This is a genomic window from Sorangium sp. So ce295, assembly GCF_051527405.1.
Taxonomy (GTDB): domain Bacteria; phylum Myxococcota_A; class Polyangia; order Polyangiales; family Polyangiaceae; genus Sorangium; species Sorangium cellulosum_B.
Genome location: NZ_CP150324.1, coordinates 6,443,393 through 6,462,754 on the forward strand (window position 1 = coordinate 6,443,393; position 19,362 = coordinate 6,462,754).

Here is a 19,362-nt window from a genome sequence, read left to right on the forward strand (position 1 = left end):
TCCGCGAACACGCGCGCGGCGTGCCCGCCCTTCATCCCGATCTCGATCCCTGTTCGTGAGAGATATCTCCTGAGAGGTCCGTGCGCCTCCATCACGGAGTCGGTACGGACCAAGGCGAGGAAGCCGGGGTGGATGCAGACGTCCCCGCCGTCGGCCCGTTTTCGCCGCGTGCGTTCCGGATGCGCCCCCCCAATTCTCACGAAATCTCAGATCCCACCATCTCACCGCCTCGATGGTCGCCCATTCCCGATCCATTCCCCGATGCCACGTCGCAGGGTCATGGGGCCACCCCGTCGCAGGGTCATGGGGCCAGGGGGAGACGCCGTGATCGGTCTCGACCATGCCCGAGACCGCGAAGCGTGTCGAGGTCCCCGGAGCCGGGCGCGCAGCGACCGGCGACGTCTCTCTTTTCGCAGGGTCATGGGGCCACCCAGGCCCCCGTGTAGAACCCGGCAGGGTCCGCGACGCTCAGGACCAGGCAGGTTCACCCCGCCCCCGGCAGCACCAGCGGTCCTATCGACGAGGGTGGGCGAGGCACACCGATCGGAGCGAGGGGTCAGAGGCGCGGCCCCGGGCTCGACGTCCTCGCCGGGGCCGCAGCGGTCATCGCCGCCTGCTGCGTGGGTGGGTGGGCGGCTTGCTGCGCGCGGGCACCGGCGCGGCCGTGGTGCTCTCGTCGAGCTTCGGCTTGAGCCGCGGTCTGTACGACTCCCCGTCGATGATGAAGTCGAACGCCGCGTTCTTGAACCGATCGACGGCGCTCTGCGCGAGCAGCACGTCGTCGAACATCGCGAGCCACTCGGCCGTGTCGCGATTGCTCGTGACGATCATCGAAGCGTTGCCTGTGCGTTCGAGAAAGAGCTGGTACACGTCGCGGCTCTCTTCTTTGTTCATCGCCTCGAGCGCGAAGTCGTCGAGGATGAGCAGGTCGACGGTCGTGAGCGCGACCATCTCGGCGTCGCGTGAGTTGTCGAGTCTGCTCTGGCGCAGCCTGCGCAGCATCGCGTCCGCGCGCAAGAAGCGCACGCTGTAGCCGTGCTGGCACGCGAGGTGTCCGAGCGCGTTCGCGAGGTAGGTCTTGCCCACGCCGACAGAGCCGAGGATGACGATGTGCTTGTGCTCTTCGAGGAAGCGTAGGCTCGTGAACCCGCCGAGCAGACGCTTGTCGAAGCTGACCTTCGCCGTCTTGTCCCAGAGCTCCAGGCGCATGGCCGGATCGAGCCCGGCGTCGCGTACGCGGCTCTCCGTCGCGCTGGCCTCGCGACGCGCGATCTCGTCGGTGAGCAGCATGAGCAACAGCTCCTCGTGTCCCATCGACTGCTTTTCGGCGACCAGGAGACGCTCGCGCAGCGTCGCCGCGATGCGGCCGAGGCGAAGGCGCTTGAGCGCCGTGATGAGCGCAGGGTCGACTTCGCTCGCGCTCATCACGAGTCCTCCTTGGTCGCGGCAGCCGCCGGCGTGCGCGTCGCGAAGTGCTCCGTGCTACGCGCGAACCGCGGCGCGGGCAGCGCAACGACGGTGCGCTGGCCCGTGGACGGTGACGCCGGCGTCTTCGCCGTCTCGAGCATGCGGGCCACGCGCTGCACGTCGACGACATCGAACGCGAGCGCGCTCTGGCAGATCGCCTCGACGCGCCCGTTACCGAACTTCTTGCACAGACGCAGCAGCGCATAGACCAGCCGCATGCGCGTCCAGGGCAAGGGCACCGCGAGCAGCCGCTCGGCGTAGACCCCGACATGCACTCCGCACGTCTTCGCACTCGCGATGAGGGAGGCGACGTCGCGCACCGCCGCGACGTCCTTGCCCATGGGGTAGTCGCTCGGATCGGTGGAGCGCTTCCCCGGCGCGACGCGCGCGTGCACCTTCACGAGCTCCGTACCGGCGTAGAGCCTCACCGAGGCGCGGTCGGCGCGGACGCGCACCGTGCTGCCGACGTAGCGGGTGGGCACGCTGTAGAGCGACCGGAGCACCTGCACGTGATGATCGGGGTGCACCTTCGCGTCGGTCCAGTACGGCACGTCGAACGGTGCTGCCGGCGCCGGCTTCATGGCGCTCCTCTCGCGCGCCTCGAACACCTCACGCGGCACCTCGCGCGTCGTGCCGTGGACGCGCGCGCCGGCGACGTCGCGGCACCACCGCTCAGCCGACACGCGCGCGTCGTCGAGGCTCGTGAACGACTCGCCGTCGAACCAGCTCTCCCGCACGTAGGCGACCTGATTCTCGACACGTGCCTTGTCTCTCGGCGACCTGACACGCGCGGCATCCACGAACAGCCCGCGCGTCTGAGCGTAGTCGAGGAAGGCCGGCACGAGCACGGGGGCGAGCTCGTCAGCGCGCAGCACGATGGCCTTCATGTTGTCCGGGATGATCACGCGCGCCATCGCGTCGAAGAACCGCCACGCCGCATCCAGGCCCGCGCACACCGCCTCGGTGGTCTGCTCGAACGACGGCCACACGAACTGGTAGCGGCTGTACACGAGCGTCACCACGAGCACCCACAGGTTGCGAGCTCGCTGCGTCGCCGGATCGAACAGCTTGCCCATGAGGCCGAAGTCGACCTGCGCGACCTCCCCGGGCTCGGTATCAGCGACACGAACCGTCGGCGTCTTCTTGCGCCACGCGAGCTCCTCCTTGGCGAAGCGCCAGAGGGTGTCGTAGCTCGCGGTGACGCCGTGGTCGCGCTGAAGCAGCGTGTGGATTTTCCGCAGCTTCAGCGGGCGAGATTGGGCGAGCCAGGCCTCGATACGCATGCGATGCGCGTCGACCTGCTTCCTCTCGTCGCTCGCGTCGGGCACCGGGCGCGCCTGCACGCGCTGGGCGATCGCGTGAATCTCCTCGTCCGTCGGCTCGCGGTCGCGCGGCAGTGGCAGCGTCGCTGCGGCCTCGAAGTACCTGCCGACCGTCTTGCGATCGAACCCCGTCTCGCGCGCCACCTGACGCGCGCTTTGCCCCGCCGCACGACGGCGGAGCATTTCCTTGATGTCAACCATGATCAGCTCTCGGTAGGGCATCGGGCTCCTTCCGACGGCGACCCGCGCCGTCGTCGGAAGGAGCCCGTCTCAGATCCCGACCGCGGCGTCCCGAGCTGGCCCCATGACCCTGCGAAAAACCTCGGAAGCTGGCCCCATGACCCTGCGAAAAACTGGGTCACGCCCCCGCGCGGGTGGCCCCATCCTCCTGCGATTGGGGTGGCCCCATGACCCTGCGAAAAACGCCGTCAGGTGGCCCCATGAGCCTGCGAACTGGCACCCCGAATCGAGACGCACCCGTGGGAAGGACCTTTCATGGACGTCTCAGATCCGAGATCATGCGGCGAAATCTATTTGCTCGAGATGGATGGATACAACTCGCCATACGTCAGCAAAAAAAGCGGAGTCCCTCTAGAGGAGGAATCGCCGCCTAGCGGAATCCAAATCAGCCCGATCGATGCATACCTCGCGAGCACCAGCTCGAGTCCGGCGAGCAACTGCAGCTTCTGAGGCGCAGTAGTAGTCGTCGTATTGCCATCTGCATCCGTCGTCGACTGCAATTTCGGAACAAGGTTTGGCCCAGCTGCGACGACAGCCCTGAGCCCGATGACATCCTGGTCATTATAGTCGCTAGCTACGCGCCACGCCCCGCCGGCCGCAAGACCAGGAACGATGAAGGACCGGTTCTCCGATCCAGACATCTCCCAGGCAGTAAAGACCTTGCCGGTAACCTGCAAAGCCCATCGACTCTTGACAGGCTTGAAGTGATACACGGGAACAATCTGATCATCAAGCTCTACTCTTGGACCCGAAACCGGCGCCGAGGCGACAGGTTCCGCTCCGGAAGGTTGAGCCCTCTGCGACACACCATAGATGACCCAAATATTATATTCCTGTCCGAGCACAAACTTATCCGCACGAAACCATTCTTGCGACTGAAACTGACGATATGCGACACCTGCGTTACCAAGTGGATACTCGAACAAATAGTCAGTCGGCGAAACGCTGCCCTTCTTTATAATCACCACTTTCTTCGGCGTCGCGACAACATCGTCAACCGCCGCAGACCTGGACCATCTCAAATCCAACGCGCAGGCAGCAGCGTCCTTGAGCGTAGTCATTTGTATCTGATTTCGTGGATCCTTTCCGGGCAGACCCTGCCCCCCGCAGTAGAACGTTGCAACGGAGCCCGTATTCAACTTCTGCCGCAGGTCTTGAGCGGCCATTTCAGTGACTTGCGGCGCCGTCGCTCGCGCATTGGAGACAGCGAGGACGCACGCAATGGCCAGAGATATGAATAACTGCTTGTTCATGATGCTCCAGTTTCAAAAAGTGAACCATCGTGGAAGCAGCTCGCGTGCCAGGCGCGCGAACGGGCTCGGTGCGGGGGGCGCCGACGGTGTCCTGCGGCGCGAGCGCCACGCGAGGGGCGTCGAGCCGCGGCGCGAACGGAGCGGCGGGGCCCTCGCGTGGCCATGACGTGTCCACGCGAATGGACACGTGATCCAATGCAGTGGACTGCCGCGCCGCTGCGAGCGCTCGAAAAGGCGTCGCGCCGAGCCACGACGGAGAGGCGTGACCTGTCCACGGGGAGACACCACGCCTGCTCCGGCGTCCACGGCTGGCACTCGGCTTGCGAAAGCGTCAACAGCCGCGAGCGAGCGCCGGAGGACGACGTGGCGTGAAACAGGAAGATTGCACGCAACCCAGGCCATGCGAAGCTCGGGGGCCACCGCGGGCGGCGCCGCTGGTGCGGCGCTCGCACGACAAACGGCAGCTTCAGCGCCAAACGACGGCTTCAGCGCTTCGGGGGCACGCCATCGTCCAGAGGCTTCGGCGCGGCGCATGTCCGACGGGGCCGTTGCCGCCAGTGCCCTCGGCCCCTCCCACGGCAGGGCTTCCCAGGTGCGTCGCTCGTCCGGTAGATTGTCGGAATGGTACACCAGGGCTCCGGTCCACCACCCGCCGGTTCCGAGCCAGCCGATGCGGAGCGCGTGCGACGCGAACGGGACCTGTACCGGAAGCTCGTGGAGCTCGGCGGGAACAACGAGATCGAGCCGTTCCTCGAAGAGGCGCTCGCGCTGGTCGTGGACATCGCGGGCGCTCGACGCGGCTACCTCGAGATCCGGGACGACGGCGCCGATGCCGGCAAGGCGCCGTTCTGGATCGCCCGCGGCTGCACAGACGAGGACATCGCCGGCGTGCGCGCGCAGCTCTCGCACGGCGTGATGGCGCAGGCCGTCGCCTCAGGGAAGACGATCGTGACGAGCTCGGCGCTCAACGACCCCAGGTTTCGCGATCGGGGCAGCGTGCGCGCGCACCGGATCGAGGCGGTGCTCTGCGCGCCGATCGGCGCCGATCCGCCGATCGGCGTCCTCTACCTGCAGGATCGCGTGCAGCCCGGCCCCTTTCGCGACGAGGACCGGACGCATGTCGAGCTCCTGGCGCGCCACGTCGCCACGCTCGCCGATCGCTTGCTCCTGCGGCGGCGAAGCACCGAGTCGGCGAACCCCACATTGCCATTTCGACAGAAGCTGCGCGCGGACGGCCTCCGTGGCAGGAGCCCCGCGCTCGCGCGGCTCTTCCAGCAGCTCGTCCTGGTCGCGCCGCTCGACGTCAGCGTCCTCTTGTTGGGGCCCACGGGGAGCGGCAAGACCGCCGTCGCGCGCGTCCTTCACGGCAACAGCCCTCGGGCAGGCAAGCCCTTCGTCGAGATCAACTGCGGCGCGCTCCCCGGGAACCTCATCGAGAGCGAGCTGTTCGGCGCCCTGCCGGGCGCGCACTCGACGGCGAGCCGCAGAGTCCCGGGCAAGGTCGACGCAGCGGAGGGAGGGACGCTGTTCCTCGACGAGGTCGCGGAGCTGAGCTTGACGGCACAGGCCGCGCTCCTCCAGCTGCTCCAGTCGAAAGAGTATTTTCCGCTCGGGGGGTCCAAGCCGGTGACCGCCGACGTGCGCATCGTGGCCGCGACAAACACCGACCTGCGCGCGGCCGTGGGGAAGAAGGCCTTTCGAGAGGACCTGTTCTATCGGCTCCAGGTGCTCCCGGTCCGGGTGCCTTCCCTCGCCGAGCGCCGCGAGGATCTGCCGGAGCTGGCGGCCCACTTCTGCGAGCAGGCCGTGCGCACCCACAACCTTCCCGCGATCGAGCTCTCGATCGGCGCGCTGCGGGCCATCGAGAACGCCGAGTGGCTAGGCAACGTCCGCGAGCTGGCCCACGCCGTGGAGGCCGCCGTCATCCGGGCTGCGGCGGACGGCGTCCTCCGCGTCGAGCAACGGCATCTCTTCCCCGAGCCCGAGCCGGACCGCGGCGACGCCGGCGAGCCCCTGGGCGGAGACTGGCCTGCTGTCCAGCAGACCCTCCAGGCAGCCACGCGGGCGTTCCAGGCGCGCTTCGTCCGCCGTGTGCTCGACGAGGTGGGCTGGAACGCCTCGGATGCGGCGGCGCGGCTCGATATCGCGCGGTCGCACGTCTACAACCTGATCCGAGGGCTCGGGCTGGAGCGTCCGAAAGGTGTGTAGCTCGGTCGACCTGCCGGGTCCGAGCTCCACGCCGAAGGCAGCGCCTGGCCCGGTCCAGGACATCGGCCAGGTGTACCTGGAGGAGCACAGGGAGCTCGTCCTGGAGGAGATCCGCCGTATCGTCCGCGAGGGCTCGCCGGGCGACGATCGCGCGTACCGGCTGATGCTGGACTACCCGCTGCGCCGCGCGAAGGGGCTCCGTCCGGCCCTCTGCATCGCTGTCTGCCGCGCGCTCGGCGGCGAGCTCGAGGAGGTCCTCCCGTCCGCCGCGGTCGTCGAGATGTACCACAACGCCTTTCTCATCCATGACGACATCGAGGATGGCTCGCTGACCCGGAGGGGCGGGCCCGCGCTCCACCGGACCCACGGGATCCCCGCGGCGGTCAACTGCGGAGACGGCCTCCTCGCGCTCACGCTCGGCCCCCTGCTGGGGAACACGGACCGGCTCGGCCTAGGCCGGGCCCTTCGGATCCTCGACATCTACGCTCGCGCCGTGCTCGAGTCGTTCGAGGGGCAGGCGCAGGAGCTCTCGTGGATCGACGAGGGGACGTGGCAGCTCACCGACGCAGACTACGAGTCGATGGTGCGGCGAAAGACGTGCAGCTACAGCTTCGTCGCGCCGGGCCTCGTGGGGGCCGCGGTGGCCAGGGCGGAGCCCAGCGTGGAGGCGCTCCTCGTGTCGTTCCTGGAGAGCCTCGGCCTCGCCTTCCAGATCCAGGACGACGTCCTCAATCTCGAGGAGGGGCGCGCCGACTACGGCAAGGAGCTCGCCGGAGATCTCTGGGAGGGAAAGCGCACGCTCATGTTGCTCCACGCGCTCCGCTCGGCCCCGGAGGCCGACCGCGAAGAGGCCCTCCGGATCCTCCGCAAGCCACGCCCGACCGCTGGCTCCTCCGACGTCGGGATCGCCGATCTGTTGAGAGAGATGGTGGACGAGCACGTCATCGACGAGGCCGCTCGTGCGGCGATGCTCGGGTATCTCGAGCGCCGGGCCGCGCCGCCGGGCGAGAAGACCGAGGGCGACGTCCTGTTCCTGCGGCGGTTGATCGACGGTCACGGCGGCATCGAGCACGCCCGCGAGGTGGCGCGGCGCCACGCGGCGTCGGCCGAGGTGGGCTGGCAGCGGCTCGCGGAGGTGCTCGCGGACTCCGTTCACACGAGGTTCATTGCCTGGCTCAAGGATTATGTCGTCCAGCGAACGTGGTGAATCGATGTCTCTCCGAGACGACGGCCTGGCCGAGACCCAGCTCGTCGACATCAAGGCGATGTTCGATGCGCTCTGCCGCGTTCAGAGCGAGGCCAGCGCGAACGACGGCCCCGAGGCGCGGCTCGCCAGGTTCGCGCGCGAGGCCGGCGAAGGCGGGCCCCCCGGCGATGAGGACGAGTTCCCGGACTTCTCGGCCGACCCGCCCGTGGCCGAGCCCCTGGAGGTGCCCGCGGCGCCGTCGCTCGGCCGCGAGCGCGCACCTCGCGAGCCACGCCTCGGGGCCGAGCCCGGCGCCGACGCCCCGCCTGGCGGCGAGCGGGACGCGATCGTGGCCGCGCTCCTGCGCGTGCTCGGCGAGTACCAGCGCCTCCTGGTCCGGTACAGCCGGGAGTTCGACGAGGCGCTCGGGCGGCGGGCCAGCGGCGAGGCCGAGCCCGGCGACGCCGCGCTGGAGCGCCTGCGCGCGGCCCAGGCGCTCCTCGTCAAGTACCCCATTGCAGGGCAGGCTGCCTTCAATGCGCTCGTCCGGGAGGGCCGGCGGTTCTCGGAGACCGACGAGGGCCGCACCTGGAAGCGGCGCCTCGCGGGATCTGCGCTGCTCGCCCGGGCGCGCACCCTCTTCGAGGGGCTGGCCGGAGGCATCGTGAGCGAGGAAGGCGGCGCGGTGCCTTCGGCTTATGTGGACGCCTTCCTGCGCGCCCTCGACCGCGATCTCGAGGGCGTGCTGGCGGACCTGGGCGGCGCAAGGGACCGGCCGTGAGCGTCACCGCCCCCGAGCTCGATTTCGACACACACGATGGATTCCTGCACGCCGTGCTCGGGCTGCTCGGCGCGAGACGGGAAATCGAGTCGCTCGCGGGCGCGGCGGCGGCGGATCCGCCTGCGTGTGCGATCGGCGGAGGCCCTCTCCCCGAGGACGGCGGGGCCGAGGATGCGGCGCTGCTCGCGCTGCTGGGGCTCCTGTCGCTGACCGGACGCGCGCAGCGGATCGCGGAGGCGTGGGCCGAGAGGCCGTCGTCCCCGGAAGGGCCGCTCCCGGCGAGGGTGCCTGTCCGGCCGCTGGAAGATCTCCTCAGGTGAGCCTCTCCGCCGCGCGGCTCAGCGCCCTCGCCGCGGACGCCGACCCGTGGCGCGGTCTGCCGTTCGAGATCGAGGCGAGGCAAGGCTACAAGGAGTGGCAGCACTTCGTCGTCTTCGGCGAAGGCTGGACATTGCTCTTCAACCTCAGCCTGGAAGGCGGCGGCTCGGGAAAGGCGACGACGGTCGTGTGCCAGGGCGAGTGGCAGGGCCACGTGGCGCGATGTCGGAGGCCCGATGTACGCCCAGGCCGCCTGGACGCGACGTTCGATCGGGCGGCGATGCGGTGGCGCGGCGGCCGGTACGAGATCCGAAACCAGGGAGACGGCCCGCGGATGGAGGTTGTCCTCGCGCCCGCGTCGGTGCCCTCGCTCAGCCACCACATCCGAGTCGGGTCCGGGTCTCACCTGAGCTGGTGCCTCGTGCCGCGGCTGCTGGCCTCGGGCTGGGTGGAGATCGGGGGACGGCGCGTCTCCTTCGAGGATAGGCTCGCGTACCACGACCACAACTGGGGTCGCTTCCGCTGGGGGGGCGATTTCTCCTGGGAATGGGGCTGCGCGGTGCCGCGCGACGCCGCCGTCCCGTGGATGGTGGTCTTCTCGAGGATGAACGATCGCGCCCGCACCCGCACCACGGCGACGAGCGTGTTCCTCCTCCGGGGCGGCGACATCGTGCGGTATTTCCGGAACGCCGAGGCGCGCTTCACGACCGAGGGCATCGTCGAGGCGCGGCCCTCGGGGCGCGTTCCCGCGGCGGCGGCGCTGCTGCTGCCGGACCAGGACCGGGACGTGCCCCGGTGGACGCGGTTCGAGGCGTGCCGGGGCGGAGAGTCCGTGTCCGGGGAGGTCGAGGCGCTCGTGCGCGGCCAGATCCTCGTACCTTCCGAGACCGACGTCCGCAGCGTGGTGCGGCTGAACGAGGTCGACGCGCGCGCCCGGATCCGCGGGGTCTGCGCGGGCGAGGGCTTCGAGTTCGACGGCCCCTGCCTGCTGGAGGTGGTCCGTGGCTGAGCCGGTGACAGGCACGCTGCGGCGGGCGCTCCGGCTGATCGCAGAGGCGCAGCCGGAGGCGAGCGCCGCGATGGCGAGCTGGCTCCAGGGGCTCACGGTGTCGGTGGACGTCGCGCCCGAGCCGGCGGTGGTGATCGGCGGCGTCGGGCGAGAGGTCGTCGAGGTGCCGTCGCCGGGGCGGGCGGCGATCCGGATCGCGACGGATCGGGCGAGCATCCGGGCACTTTTGTCGGGGGGCCGGACGCTGAGCCAGTCGCTGCGGAGCGGGGCGGTCGGCCTCGCCGGAAAGACGGAGGATCTCTCGCGGGGCCTCCGCGCGTTCGAGTATTTCGTGGGAGCGCTGTTGCGGATCGACGAGGCGGACGAGCTCCGCCTGGAGCTGGAGAGCGGGGAATGAACGGTAACACAAAGCAGGACGAGAACGAGGCGGTGAAACAGCTGCGCACGTGCCTGCTCGATGGGCTCCGCAAGCGAACCGAGTTCCTCGAGCTCTGCTTGCGAACTGGGAAGCTCCCAACCAAATCCGAGTCAGAGACGAAACTGGAGGATGTCCTCAAGAGCGACCGATGGCGAACAACCATCCTGTGGGCGCTCAAGAACTTCGACGCCGGAGGCTCGTTTTCCACCTTGGAGGCAGACGACGACACGTGGTTGAAGTTCCCCAACCGTGCGCCTGAGGGCTACGACTCCGGCAGCGGCGCGCAGGCGGACGATCTCACGCGAATCGCCGAACGTGCGGAGGGCCTCGTGAGGCGTTTCGTACGGCAGCAGATCATGTACATATTGCTCCTCCAATGCGAAAAAGCAGATCAATCTGCGTCCAACAAGGAACGCGACGCTCTGGCAAACATCAAAATTCGCGCCCACGAATGGTACGCCGCGATTCCCGCAGAGCTCTTCGCGTTCTACGATGCTGCGCTGCTCGAGCTATTGGTGAACCGACGAATCGCGGGAGACATGGGGGTACTCGCGTACGAAGCAAGCCTCAAGACAGCACGTGATTTCCCCAATGAATGCTCGGGCGTGAACACCGGCAAAAATGAACCTGTCGGAGGCCGCGAAGACACGGAAAAGGAATGGAAGGTGCCCGCCCGCCGCGAGATCGAACAGCTGCTGAACTCCGCCTTCTACTCGTCCACAGATCGACCGAACCCTTACTGGTACCTCCTTCAGAAGCCGAGATCCATCGTCCACGCCGTGGACGAGCTCTTGACAAAAGGAAGAGGGAATCAGCGAGAGGCGGAGACGAATCTGGTGGCCTGGAGTGTCAGTTTGTTCGGTGCTGCCGGGAGACGTAAAGTCCCCAACATCGACCCCGAGGGACGCCTGCCGTGGTTCTACGAACCGGACCGCGTCCGCAACTTCCTTAACGCAGCCCGTTACGCGCTGACAGCAACCGGCACCGATAAGGAACATGAGAAGGACACGAGGTCGACCGAGCGGGACGCCTGGTCGGCGGACGTCCTCGAACAGGAGCTGAGTATATTCATCGACGCTTACGTGGAAGTGCCCCAAAACACGAGTAGACCAACATGCCACCAAGGCACACCATGCCCAGGTTCTACGCCGTCCAAGACACAGCAATACTTCAACAATCGTTTAGAGGCAGAGCGCATATGGTGGGCTTCATTTTCGCACCTCGACGAGGCGGCACTCTTGAAAGGAGACGAACCCAAGCGCCTCTCGCAGTGGTGCAACCGAAATCTCCGTGATGGCTGGAAAATATGCAAGATCGACACAGCGACGACCGGCTGGAGCAAGCCCACGGTCTTCGTGTACGGTGCCGGGATCGCGGGGCTCACGGCAGCCCACGAGCTCGCAGAGCGCAATTTCAAGGTCCACGTCTTTGAGTCTACGCCGCCCGATCCGAGGAAAGTTCTTCCATGGACGCTCGACAAAATGAGAACCGACCTCCCGCTCGTCGAGACCGACCTCCGGGTAGGAGGCATGGCTCGGACCCAATGGGCCCGTCCACACGAATGCCATCCTAACCCCGCAGCAAAAGAAGATCACCGCAAGCTGGTCCCGGGTGAGCACGGATATCGCCTCTTCCCCAGCTTCTACCGGCACATCTTCGACACGATGAAGCGCACGCCCGTCGGGGAGCCGAGGCCTGGCCACCGTCCGACGGCCTTCGATCAGCTGGAGCCTACCTTCCGTCAGGTGTTCGCCGCCCGCAAGGGCTTCATCCCGCTCAGCCGCGAGCGCCCGCGCAGCCTGGAGGCGTTCCGGACGGAGTACATGCGCCTCACGCAGGGCCTCGGCTTCAGCCGCCGGGACCTCGCGAGGTTCTTCTTCAAGCTCGTCCGCTACATGATGACGTGCAGCGCGAGGAGGGCGAAAGAGTACGAGGGGATGTCGCTGTTCACGTTCTTCGGCGCGGATCAGAAAGGCTTCTACTCCGAACCGTTCATCGAGTCGATCCGGGCCGCGCCGCAGGCGCTGGTCGCGATGGCCGCGGAGCGCTGCGACGCGCGCACTCAGGGCAACGTTTACCTGCAGCTCCTCCTCGATCAGGTCCTCGGGGGACAGTACACGGACAACATCCTCTCGGGCCCGACGAGCGACGCCTGGCTCGTCCCGTGGCGCAAGCACCTCAAGGAGAACCTAGGCGTCGATTTCCATCCGGGTGAGCTCCTGAGCATCGAGCAAATGGATGACAAGCTGGAGGTGCTGGTCCTGCGTCCGGAGGTGCTGGTCCTGCCTCCGAAAGAGGAGCTCCCGCGCGCCAACTACCATGTCGTCGCGCTCGACCCGGTCGCGGCCGAGCGGGTGACGCGATGGTGGGACGCCAAGGAGACCAGCCGTGTCCCGCACCACGGCGTACCCCGGGAGCTGCGAGGGTTCACCAGCCACGTCACCACCGAGCTGCCTGCCGGGCTCGAGCGCTACGAGATCGCGGTCACCTACATGAGCCCGCTCTCGCCGCAGGAGGCCGACGACAAGCTGCGGAGCCTCCTCCGCCGCGTCCAGTTTGCCGAGGACGACGCGTCGCTGGCGCAACGGGAGCGATCCGCGTTCCGCTCGGTGGCCTATTCGACCGGCCACGTGGTGGAAGAGCCGGAGGGCGTACCGGAGCTGCGGATCCATTTCTGGTTCGATCGCAAGGTCGGTCCGCACGAGGCGCAGATCCTGCAGCGTGTCCTCCGCCGCTGGGCGCCCCCTGCGGAGGACGTGCGGCTCACGAGCGAGCGCGCGCAGCGGTTCCCGGAAGCAGTGCGCGTGAGGACACCGCGCCTGCCCGAGCAGCGGTACGGCGAATCGCCCGAGGATCGGCTCCAGACGTTCACGGGGATCCAGTACTACTTCGATCAGGACTTCAAGCTCGTGCGCGGCCATGTGTATTTCCCGGACACCGAGTGGGGCCTCTCCGCCGTGTCCCAGTCGCAGTTCTGGGTGGGGAAGCACTTCGAGGACTTCGATCCGAAAATCCGCGGCGTCCTGTCGGTGGACATCGGGAATTGCCGCCGGCGCTCCTCCTTCACGGGCAAGAGCCTCCTGGAATCCTCGCCCGTCGAGATCGAGCGAGAGGTCTGGCGCCAGATCAAGGATAGCCTGCGGACGACCCGCGGCCTGGCCGCGCCGGTGACGAACCTCCCCCTCCCGGAGCCGCGCTACTGCCACCTCGACTCGAACCTCGCCTTCGCGGACCGCGCGCTGCGCGCCAACCGCACCCCGTTCCTGATCAACAACGTCGGAGACTGGGAGAACCGGCCGCGCTGCGCGCCGTGGGTGCCCGGAAGGAGCAAGCTGGGCGACGGCGCGCGGACGGACGGCACCGGGCTCTGGCAGGCGCCCCACGGCGGCTACCGCGTCCACGAAGACAGCGTCGTCTTCTGCGGATCGTACATGCGCACGTTCACCCGCATGAACACGATGGAAGCCGCGAACGAGTCGGCGCGCCACGCCGTGAACGCGATCCTCGATCACATGGCCTCCACGCGCAGGTCGGACGATCTCGCGAGGGCCGGGATCACCGGCGACTACTGCGACATCTGGGACATCGAGGAGCACGAGCTCGAGGACCTCGCGTTCTTCAAGCGCGTGGACGAGATGCTCTTCCAGGCCGGAAAGCCGCACATCGCCGACATCCTCCAGTTCGACAAGCTCGCCGACGTGGCGCACCCCGATCCCAGCCCCGGCCAGTCGCTCCTCGCCGCGCTCGGGGCCACCCTCCAGAAGGACTGGGGCGCCGACGCCAACGACCTCGCCGGGAGCCTCAATGGGCTCATGGAGATCGTCCGCGCCGGCAAGGATCTCGCCGGCTCGCTCAGCGGCACCCAGCCGAACCTCGAGAAGCTCCTCTCCTCGCTGGGCGTCGGCAAGATCGGCCTCGGGAAGCAGGGGCCGTGAGCGCCGCGCGCCCCGCCGTGCCCGTCGGCGGGCCGTTCGACGCCGCGGGACGGTACGTCGTCCGGGAAGTCCTTGGCTCCGGGGCCTTCGGGATCGTCTACCGCGTGCTCGACAGGCGGTGGGACCAGGAGGTCGCCCTCAAGACCCTCCTCGACACAACGCCCGAAGGACGCCAGTGGCTCAAGGCGGAATACAGGGCCCTGCGCGACATCGTCCACCCCAACCTGGTCCGGCTGCACGAGCTCCACGTGGAGGGCGAACAGTGCTTCTTCACGATGGAGGTGATCCCGGGCGGGCTCCCGTTCACCGACCGCCTCGGCCTCGACCCGAAGGCGCCGGAGGAGCAGCAGACCGCCGCGATCCGCAGGATCTGCCAGGCCGGGCTCCAGCTCGCGGAAGCGCTCACGACGGTCCACGCCTTCGGAAAATCACACCGCGACGTCAAGCCCACCAACGTCCTCGTCACCGAGGAGGGACACCTGACGCTCCTCGACTTCGGAATGGCGACCCCCGTGTCACGCGCGAGGCTGCTCGACACGGCCCGCGGCGTCGTGCTCGGGACCCTGCCCTACCTCGCCCCCGAGCAGTACTGGGACCCGAAGCCCCTCCCCGCCTCGGATTGGTACAGCGTGGGCCTGGTCCTCTACGAGGCCCTCGTCGGCCGGCTGCCGTTCGGAGACGACCCCTCCGACGAGGTCCTCGCCAAGCAGCGCTTGCCCCCTCCGCCGTCGCGCGTCGCGCCCTCGATCCCTCCGGCGGTCGATCGGCTCGTGCTCGGCCTTTTGGAGCCGGACCCAGGCCAGCGCATGCCCGTCGCGGAGGTGCTGGGCGCGCTGCATGAGCACGCCGAGGCGCCGCGGGTGCGCGGCCGCGGGCTCTCGCTCGCGGCAGAGGCCGAGCTCGACTTCGTGGCGCGCGAGGCGGAGCTCGCCGCCCTGCGCGACGCGTTCGCCGCCGCGCAGGAAGGGCAGCTCGTCACCGTGGACGTCGTGGGCCCCTCGGGGATGGGCAAGACCATGCTCGTCCGGCGGTTCCTTCAGGACGTCCAGGGCGCCGACGGCATCCCGCCGCTCGTGCTGGAAGCGCGGTGCCACCCGTACGAGTCGATCCCGTACAAGGCGTTCGACGCGGCGATCGACGATCTGGCCCGCTACTGGATCGGCCTCGACGAGGCCGCAGCGGCGGCGCTCTGTCCTGCCGAGGGCGCCGAGGCCCTCGCGCTGCTCTTCCCCGAGCTGAGGAGGGTGCCCGTCGTCGACGCGAGGGCGCGCTCCGGCGAGGTCCGCGGCGACCCGCGCGCGCTGCGCCAGTCCGGGTTCGCCGCGCTCCGGCTCGTGCTCGCGCACGCGGCGGCGCGGCAGCCCGTGCTCCTCTGGGTCGACGACGCGCAGTGGGCGGACGCCGACAGCATCGCGCTCGTGGAGAGCGTCTTCGGCGGCGAAGCCCCGCCCCCCGTCGCCCTCGTCCTGTCGCGCCGCCCGGCGAGCGAGGCGCCTCACCCCGCGCTGCTGGCAGCCCTCTCCACCGCCCGATCCAGGGGGAGATCGTTCGAGATCGAGCTCGCGCCCCTCGGCGCAGGCTCGGCCGTCGCCCTCGCGCGCGCGATCACCGGCCGAGCCGGCGCGGGCGCCGAGGCCGTGCTCGCGATCGTGAAGGAAGCGGGCGGCGTGCCGTACCTCGTGGCCGAGCTGGCGCACTTCGCTGCGGCAGAGCGGACCGGCGACGGCCCCCGGGGGCTCACGACGACGGCGACATCGCTCCTTCAGGAGCGCATCCAGGCGCTCTCGGACGAGGACCGCGCGCTCGTCGAGGTCGCCGCGCTCTCCGGGGCCGCCCAGAGCGCCGGCGTGCTGCTCGAAGCGGCGGGGAGCCGGGACCGGCGGCGGCTCCGGGACCTGTGCCTGCTGCGCCTCCTCCGGTGGGCGGAAGCAGGCGAGGAAGAGACGCTCCAGATCTACCACGATCGCCTGCGGGAGTTCGTCGCGGGCGCGCTGCCCAAGGAGGTCAGCGTCCGCCACCACGCGGCGCTCGTGTCCGCGATGGAGGCCGCGGGCTCCGACGATGCGGAGCGGCTCATGGCACACGCGCTCGCCGCCGGCGACCGGCCCCGGACGCGCCGCCATGCGATGACCGCGGCGCGGCGCGCCGAGGCGGCGCTCGCCTTCGAACAGGCGGCTCGCCTCTACCGGATCGCCCTGGAGCACGCCGCCGGAGACGCTCCCCGCGCGGACCTCCACGCCCTGCTCGCGGAGGCGCTGGCCAACGCCGGACGGAGCACGGACGCGGCACCCGAGTTCGAGCGCGCCGCCCGGGCGCTCGCGGACGAGTCTCCGCGAGCGATCGAGCAGCGAGGGCTCTTCCGGCGTAGGGCGGGCGAGCAGTACCTCAAGGCGGGGCGCTTCGAAGAGGGCCTGCGGCTCATGGAGGCGTTCCTCGGAGAATCGCGGGTCCGGCTGCCGAAGTCCGGGAAGGGCGCGCTCGTGGTGTCGGCCGGGCACCGGCTGCGCCTGTACCTGCGCGGCTTCGACTTCGAGGCTCGGCCGCCCGCGGAGATCCCTCCCGGCGCCCGGCGGCGGCTCGACGACCTGTGGGCCGCCACGACGGCCCTGTCGATGATGGACCCGGTCCGCGCGGACGGGGTCGGCCTCCTGCACTTCCTCGAGGCCCTGCGCGAAGGGGAGTCTGCCCATGTCGCGCGCTCGCTGGGGTACGAGGCGGCGTTCGCGGCGCTCATCGGGGGCGACTTCCTGCGCGCGAAGTCGCGGGACCTCGTGCGCCGGAACGAGCGCGCCCTGGGCGGCGGAGGCGAGCCCTACGAGCGGGCGTTCTACCTGCTCGGCGCCGGCTCATCGGCCTTCTTTCACGGCGACTGGGATCGGGCGGCGCGGCTGTGCGACGCCGCCGCGGCCCAGTTTCGCGCGGAGTGCCGGGGGGCGGAGTACGAGGCGGCGGTGGCGATCGTGTTCAGCCTGCAGGCGCTCGGACAGGCGGGCCGGGTTGGCGAGCTGGTCGCTCGGATCCCCGCGGCGATCCGCGAGGCCGAGGCGCGCGGCGACCTGTTCGCGGCCAACAACTACCGGGGCGGGTTCCACGGCGTCGGGCGGCTCGCGGCCGGAAGGGTGGACGAGGTGGCGACCGATCTGCGCAAGGTGGTGGAGACCTGGAGATCGGGGTTCTATCAGATGCACGCGTATCACCGGGTCTTCTCCGGCGTGGCGCTCGACCTGTACGTGGGCAATCCGAGCTCGGCTGTTGCGCGGATCGAGGGGGACTGGCCCGAGCTGCGCGATGGCCTGTTCCTTCGCATGGAGCTGCCCGCGATGGAGCTGCGGTGGACCCGGGCGCGGGCGGCGCTCGCGCTCGCCGGACAGACGGGCGGGCGCGAGCGGAGGGCGCTCCTTCGCAAGGTGGAGGAGCTCACGCGGGCCGTCGGCCGGGCCACGGTGCCCGCGTCGCGCCCGCACGCATCGTTGCTCCGCGCGGGCCTCGCCGGGGCCGCGGGCCAGGGAGGGCAGGCGCAGGCTCACCTGCGCTCGGCGCTCGAGGGGTACACGGCGGCGAAGATGGCCATTCACCGGGAGGTGGCCCGCTGGGCGCTCGGCAGGGTGGCCGGCGGCCGGGAGGGGGCTCGCCTGATCGAGGAGGCGGGCACCTGGATGTCCACGGAGGGCGTCCCCGACATGGCGCCTCTGGCGAGGGCGATCGCCCCCGGGGTCGAGCAGGCGTTCCGCGGCCCGGGTGTCGCGTGACGGTCTATGACGCGGTCATCGCCGGCGCCGGGCCGGCGGGGAGCGCGCTCGCGATCGAGCTGGCCTCGGAGGGGTACTCGGTGCTGCTCTGCGACGCCGCCCGCTTCCCCCGGGACAAGGTGTGTGGAGATTACGTCAGCCCGAGGGGCCTCGCGCGCCTCGCGGCGCTCGGCTGCGGCGAGGCGATCGGACGACTCGAGTGTACGCCGATCCGGAAGTCGCGGCTGTACCTGAACCGGGATCACCTCGTCTCCGGGGTGTTGCCGCGCGTCGCCGGCCTGCCGGCGCACGGGCACGCCATCCCGCGAAAGGAGCTGGACGACATCCTGTTCCGGCGAGCGATCCGCGCGGGCGCGGTGGTCCGGGAGTCGTGCCGGGTCACGGGGTTCGAGGTGACGGCGCGTGGGGTCCACGTCAGCGCGACCCACGAGGGCAAGGCGTGCCGCGTCGAGGGGAGGCTCGTCGTCGGGGCGGACGGGGCGACCAGCGCCGTCGCGAACGCGGCGGGCCTGCGGATGAACGATCCGCGCTACACCCTCGCTTCCATCCGCGCCTACGCGCACGGGCTCACGCTCGATCACACGCTGATGTACTTCGATGAGAAGTATTTCCCCGGGTATGGGTGGGTATTCCCGGTGCGTCCGGGGCTCTGCAACATCGGCGTCGGGATGGTGAGCGAGCCGCTCGTCAGGAGCGGCCTGAAGCTGGGCGACTTCTACGCGAAGCTCACGAGGCTGGTCCACCACCTGGCGGGCGCGAAGGGCGCCCGCGTCGAGATCGGACCCCAGCGTGGGTGGCCGATCCGGAGCTACGGCGGCGCGACGGAGAACCACTTCGAGCGTGGGTTGCTCATCGGGGAGGCGGGCTGCTTCGTCGACCCCATCAACGGAGAGGGGATCCCGCTCGCGCTCTCGAGCGCGCACGTGGCGGCGCGCACGGTCCGCGCGGCGTTCCAGGAGGGGCGCTTCGGGAAGGGCTTCCTCGCGCGCTACGAGGCCGATTTCCGTGCGCGCTTCGACCCGGATCTCGGGATCAGCGATCTCGCGGTCACCATGATTCGCAACAGGCATCTGCTCCCGGTGTGGCTCGCCATCTTCCGGACGATGAGCCTCACCGCGCAGAAGGACGCGCGCTACGCGGAGGTGACGGGCGGCATCCTCGGCGGCGTGATCCCGGCGCGGGAGGCGATCACCCCGGAGATGTTCGCGCGCGCCCTGGTTCACGGGCCAGGCTTCTGGCGCGAGGCGCTCGGCGCCGGCGCGCCCGACGGCGTCTCGGGCTGGCTCGCCGGCGGCGCCGCGCTCGTCGGATTCCAGGCGTCGCTCGCCCGCGCGATCAAGGATGACGGAGCGTGGTTGTACGGGTGGGCGAAGGAGGTCCAGGCGAAGCAGAAGAGGCTCGGGATCGCTGCGCTCCGAGGGCTCTCGTTCGGGGGCCCCTGAGCCCCCGATCCCGAGGCGAAAGAGCGTTCCTGTG

General features: G+C 69.5%; 12 protein-coding genes. 9 read left to right on the forward strand and 3 right to left on the reverse strand.

Annotation, left to right across the window (positions count from 1 at the left end):
* Positions 1-603: 603 nt before the first annotated feature.
* The 3 genes from WMF11_RS24295 to WMF11_RS24305 form a co-directional block, all read right to left on the reverse strand.
* Positions 604-1,425, reverse strand: coding sequence for an ATP-binding protein (locus tag WMF11_RS24295; RefSeq protein ID WP_437975131.1), 822 nt, complete (start codon positions 1,423-1,425; stop codon positions 604-606).
* Positions 1,425-3,011 carry an IS21 family transposase gene (gene istA / locus WMF11_RS24300; RefSeq protein ID WP_437975132.1) on the reverse strand — a complete coding sequence of 529 codons (1,587 nt, stop codon included), beginning with the start codon at positions 3,009-3,011 and terminating at the stop codon, positions 1,425-1,427. The genes WMF11_RS24295 and istA overlap by 1 nt, the downstream gene beginning before the upstream one ends.
* A 308-nt stretch (positions 3,012-3,319) precedes the next feature.
* Positions 3,320-4,282, reverse strand: coding sequence for a hypothetical protein (locus WMF11_RS24305; protein ID WP_437979090.1), 963 nt, complete (start codon positions 4,280-4,282; stop codon positions 3,320-3,322).
* Between the two features lie 681 nt (positions 4,283-4,963).
* Between WMF11_RS24305 and WMF11_RS24310 the strand changes: the two genes are divergently transcribed.
* From WMF11_RS24310 to WMF11_RS24350, 9 genes are read left to right on the forward strand one after another with little or no spacing between them, the layout of a single operon-like run.
* Positions 4,964-6,490, forward strand: a complete 1,527-nt coding sequence (locus tag WMF11_RS24310; RefSeq protein ID WP_437910782.1) for a sigma 54-interacting transcriptional regulator — start codon at positions 4,964-4,966, stop codon at positions 6,488-6,490.
* Positions 6,483-7,697 carry a polyprenyl synthetase family protein gene (locus tag WMF11_RS24315; protein ID WP_437979091.1) on the forward strand — a complete coding sequence of 405 codons (1,215 nt, stop codon included), beginning with the start codon at positions 6,483-6,485 and terminating at the stop codon, positions 7,695-7,697. The genes WMF11_RS24310 and WMF11_RS24315 overlap by 8 nt, the downstream gene beginning before the upstream one ends.
* 4 nt (positions 7,698-7,701) lie before the next feature.
* On the forward strand, positions 7,702-8,457 hold the full coding sequence (locus tag WMF11_RS24320; protein WP_437979092.1) for a hypothetical protein: 756 nt from the start codon (positions 7,702-7,704) through the stop codon (positions 8,455-8,457).
* Complete coding sequence (locus tag WMF11_RS24325; RefSeq protein WP_437979093.1) at positions 8,454-8,777, forward strand: hypothetical protein; 324 nt, start codon at positions 8,454-8,456, stop codon at positions 8,775-8,777. The genes WMF11_RS24320 and WMF11_RS24325 overlap by 4 nt, the downstream gene beginning before the upstream one ends.
* Positions 8,774-9,784 (forward strand): hypothetical protein, encoded by a 1,011-nt coding sequence (locus WMF11_RS24330; protein WP_437979094.1) that lies wholly within the window; start codon positions 8,774-8,776, stop codon positions 9,782-9,784. Before WMF11_RS24325 ends, WMF11_RS24330 begins: the two co-directional genes overlap by 4 nt.
* The gene (locus WMF11_RS24335) at positions 9,777-10,181 is read left to right on the forward strand and encodes a hypothetical protein (RefSeq protein ID WP_437979095.1); all 405 of its coding nucleotides are present in this window, start codon (positions 9,777-9,779) and stop codon (positions 10,179-10,181) included. The genes WMF11_RS24330 and WMF11_RS24335 overlap by 8 nt, the downstream gene beginning before the upstream one ends.
* A complete protein-coding gene (locus tag WMF11_RS24340; RefSeq protein ID WP_437979096.1) occupies positions 10,178-14,137 on the forward strand; it encodes an NAD(P)-binding protein in 3,960 nt (1,319 codons plus the stop codon). The genes WMF11_RS24335 and WMF11_RS24340 overlap by 4 nt, the downstream gene beginning before the upstream one ends.
* Positions 14,134-17,886: a protein kinase domain-containing protein gene (locus tag WMF11_RS24345; RefSeq protein ID WP_437979097.1), complete on the forward strand. Its 3,753-nt coding sequence runs from the start codon at positions 14,134-14,136 to the stop codon at positions 17,884-17,886. Before WMF11_RS24340 ends, WMF11_RS24345 begins: the two co-directional genes overlap by 4 nt.
* Positions 17,883-19,328, forward strand: a complete 1,446-nt coding sequence (locus tag WMF11_RS24350; RefSeq protein WP_437979098.1) for an NAD(P)/FAD-dependent oxidoreductase — start codon at positions 17,883-17,885, stop codon at positions 19,326-19,328. The genes WMF11_RS24345 and WMF11_RS24350 overlap by 4 nt, the downstream gene beginning before the upstream one ends.
* The last annotated feature ends 34 nt before the right edge of the window (positions 19,329-19,362 follow it).

Bases quoted from the DNA above. Each gene is read 5' to 3' on its own strand.
- WMF11_RS24305 (WP_437979090.1), bottom strand. From the start codon at position 4,282: ATGAACAAGCAGTTATTCATATCTCTGGCCATTGCGTGCGTCCTCGCT.
- WMF11_RS24340 (WP_437979096.1), top strand. From the start codon at position 10,178: ATGAACGGTAACACAAAGCAGGACGAGAACGAGGCGGTGAAACAGCTG.
- WMF11_RS24295 (WP_437975131.1), bottom strand. From the start codon at position 1,425: ATGAGCGCGAGCGAAGTCGACCCTGCGCTCATCACGGCGCTCAAGCGC.
- WMF11_RS24320 (WP_437979092.1), top strand. From the start codon at position 7,702: ATGTCTCTCCGAGACGACGGCCTGGCCGAGACCCAGCTCGTCGACATC.
- istA (WP_437975132.1), bottom strand. From the start codon at position 3,011: ATGCCCTACCGAGAGCTGATCATGGTTGACATCAAGGAAATGCTCCGC.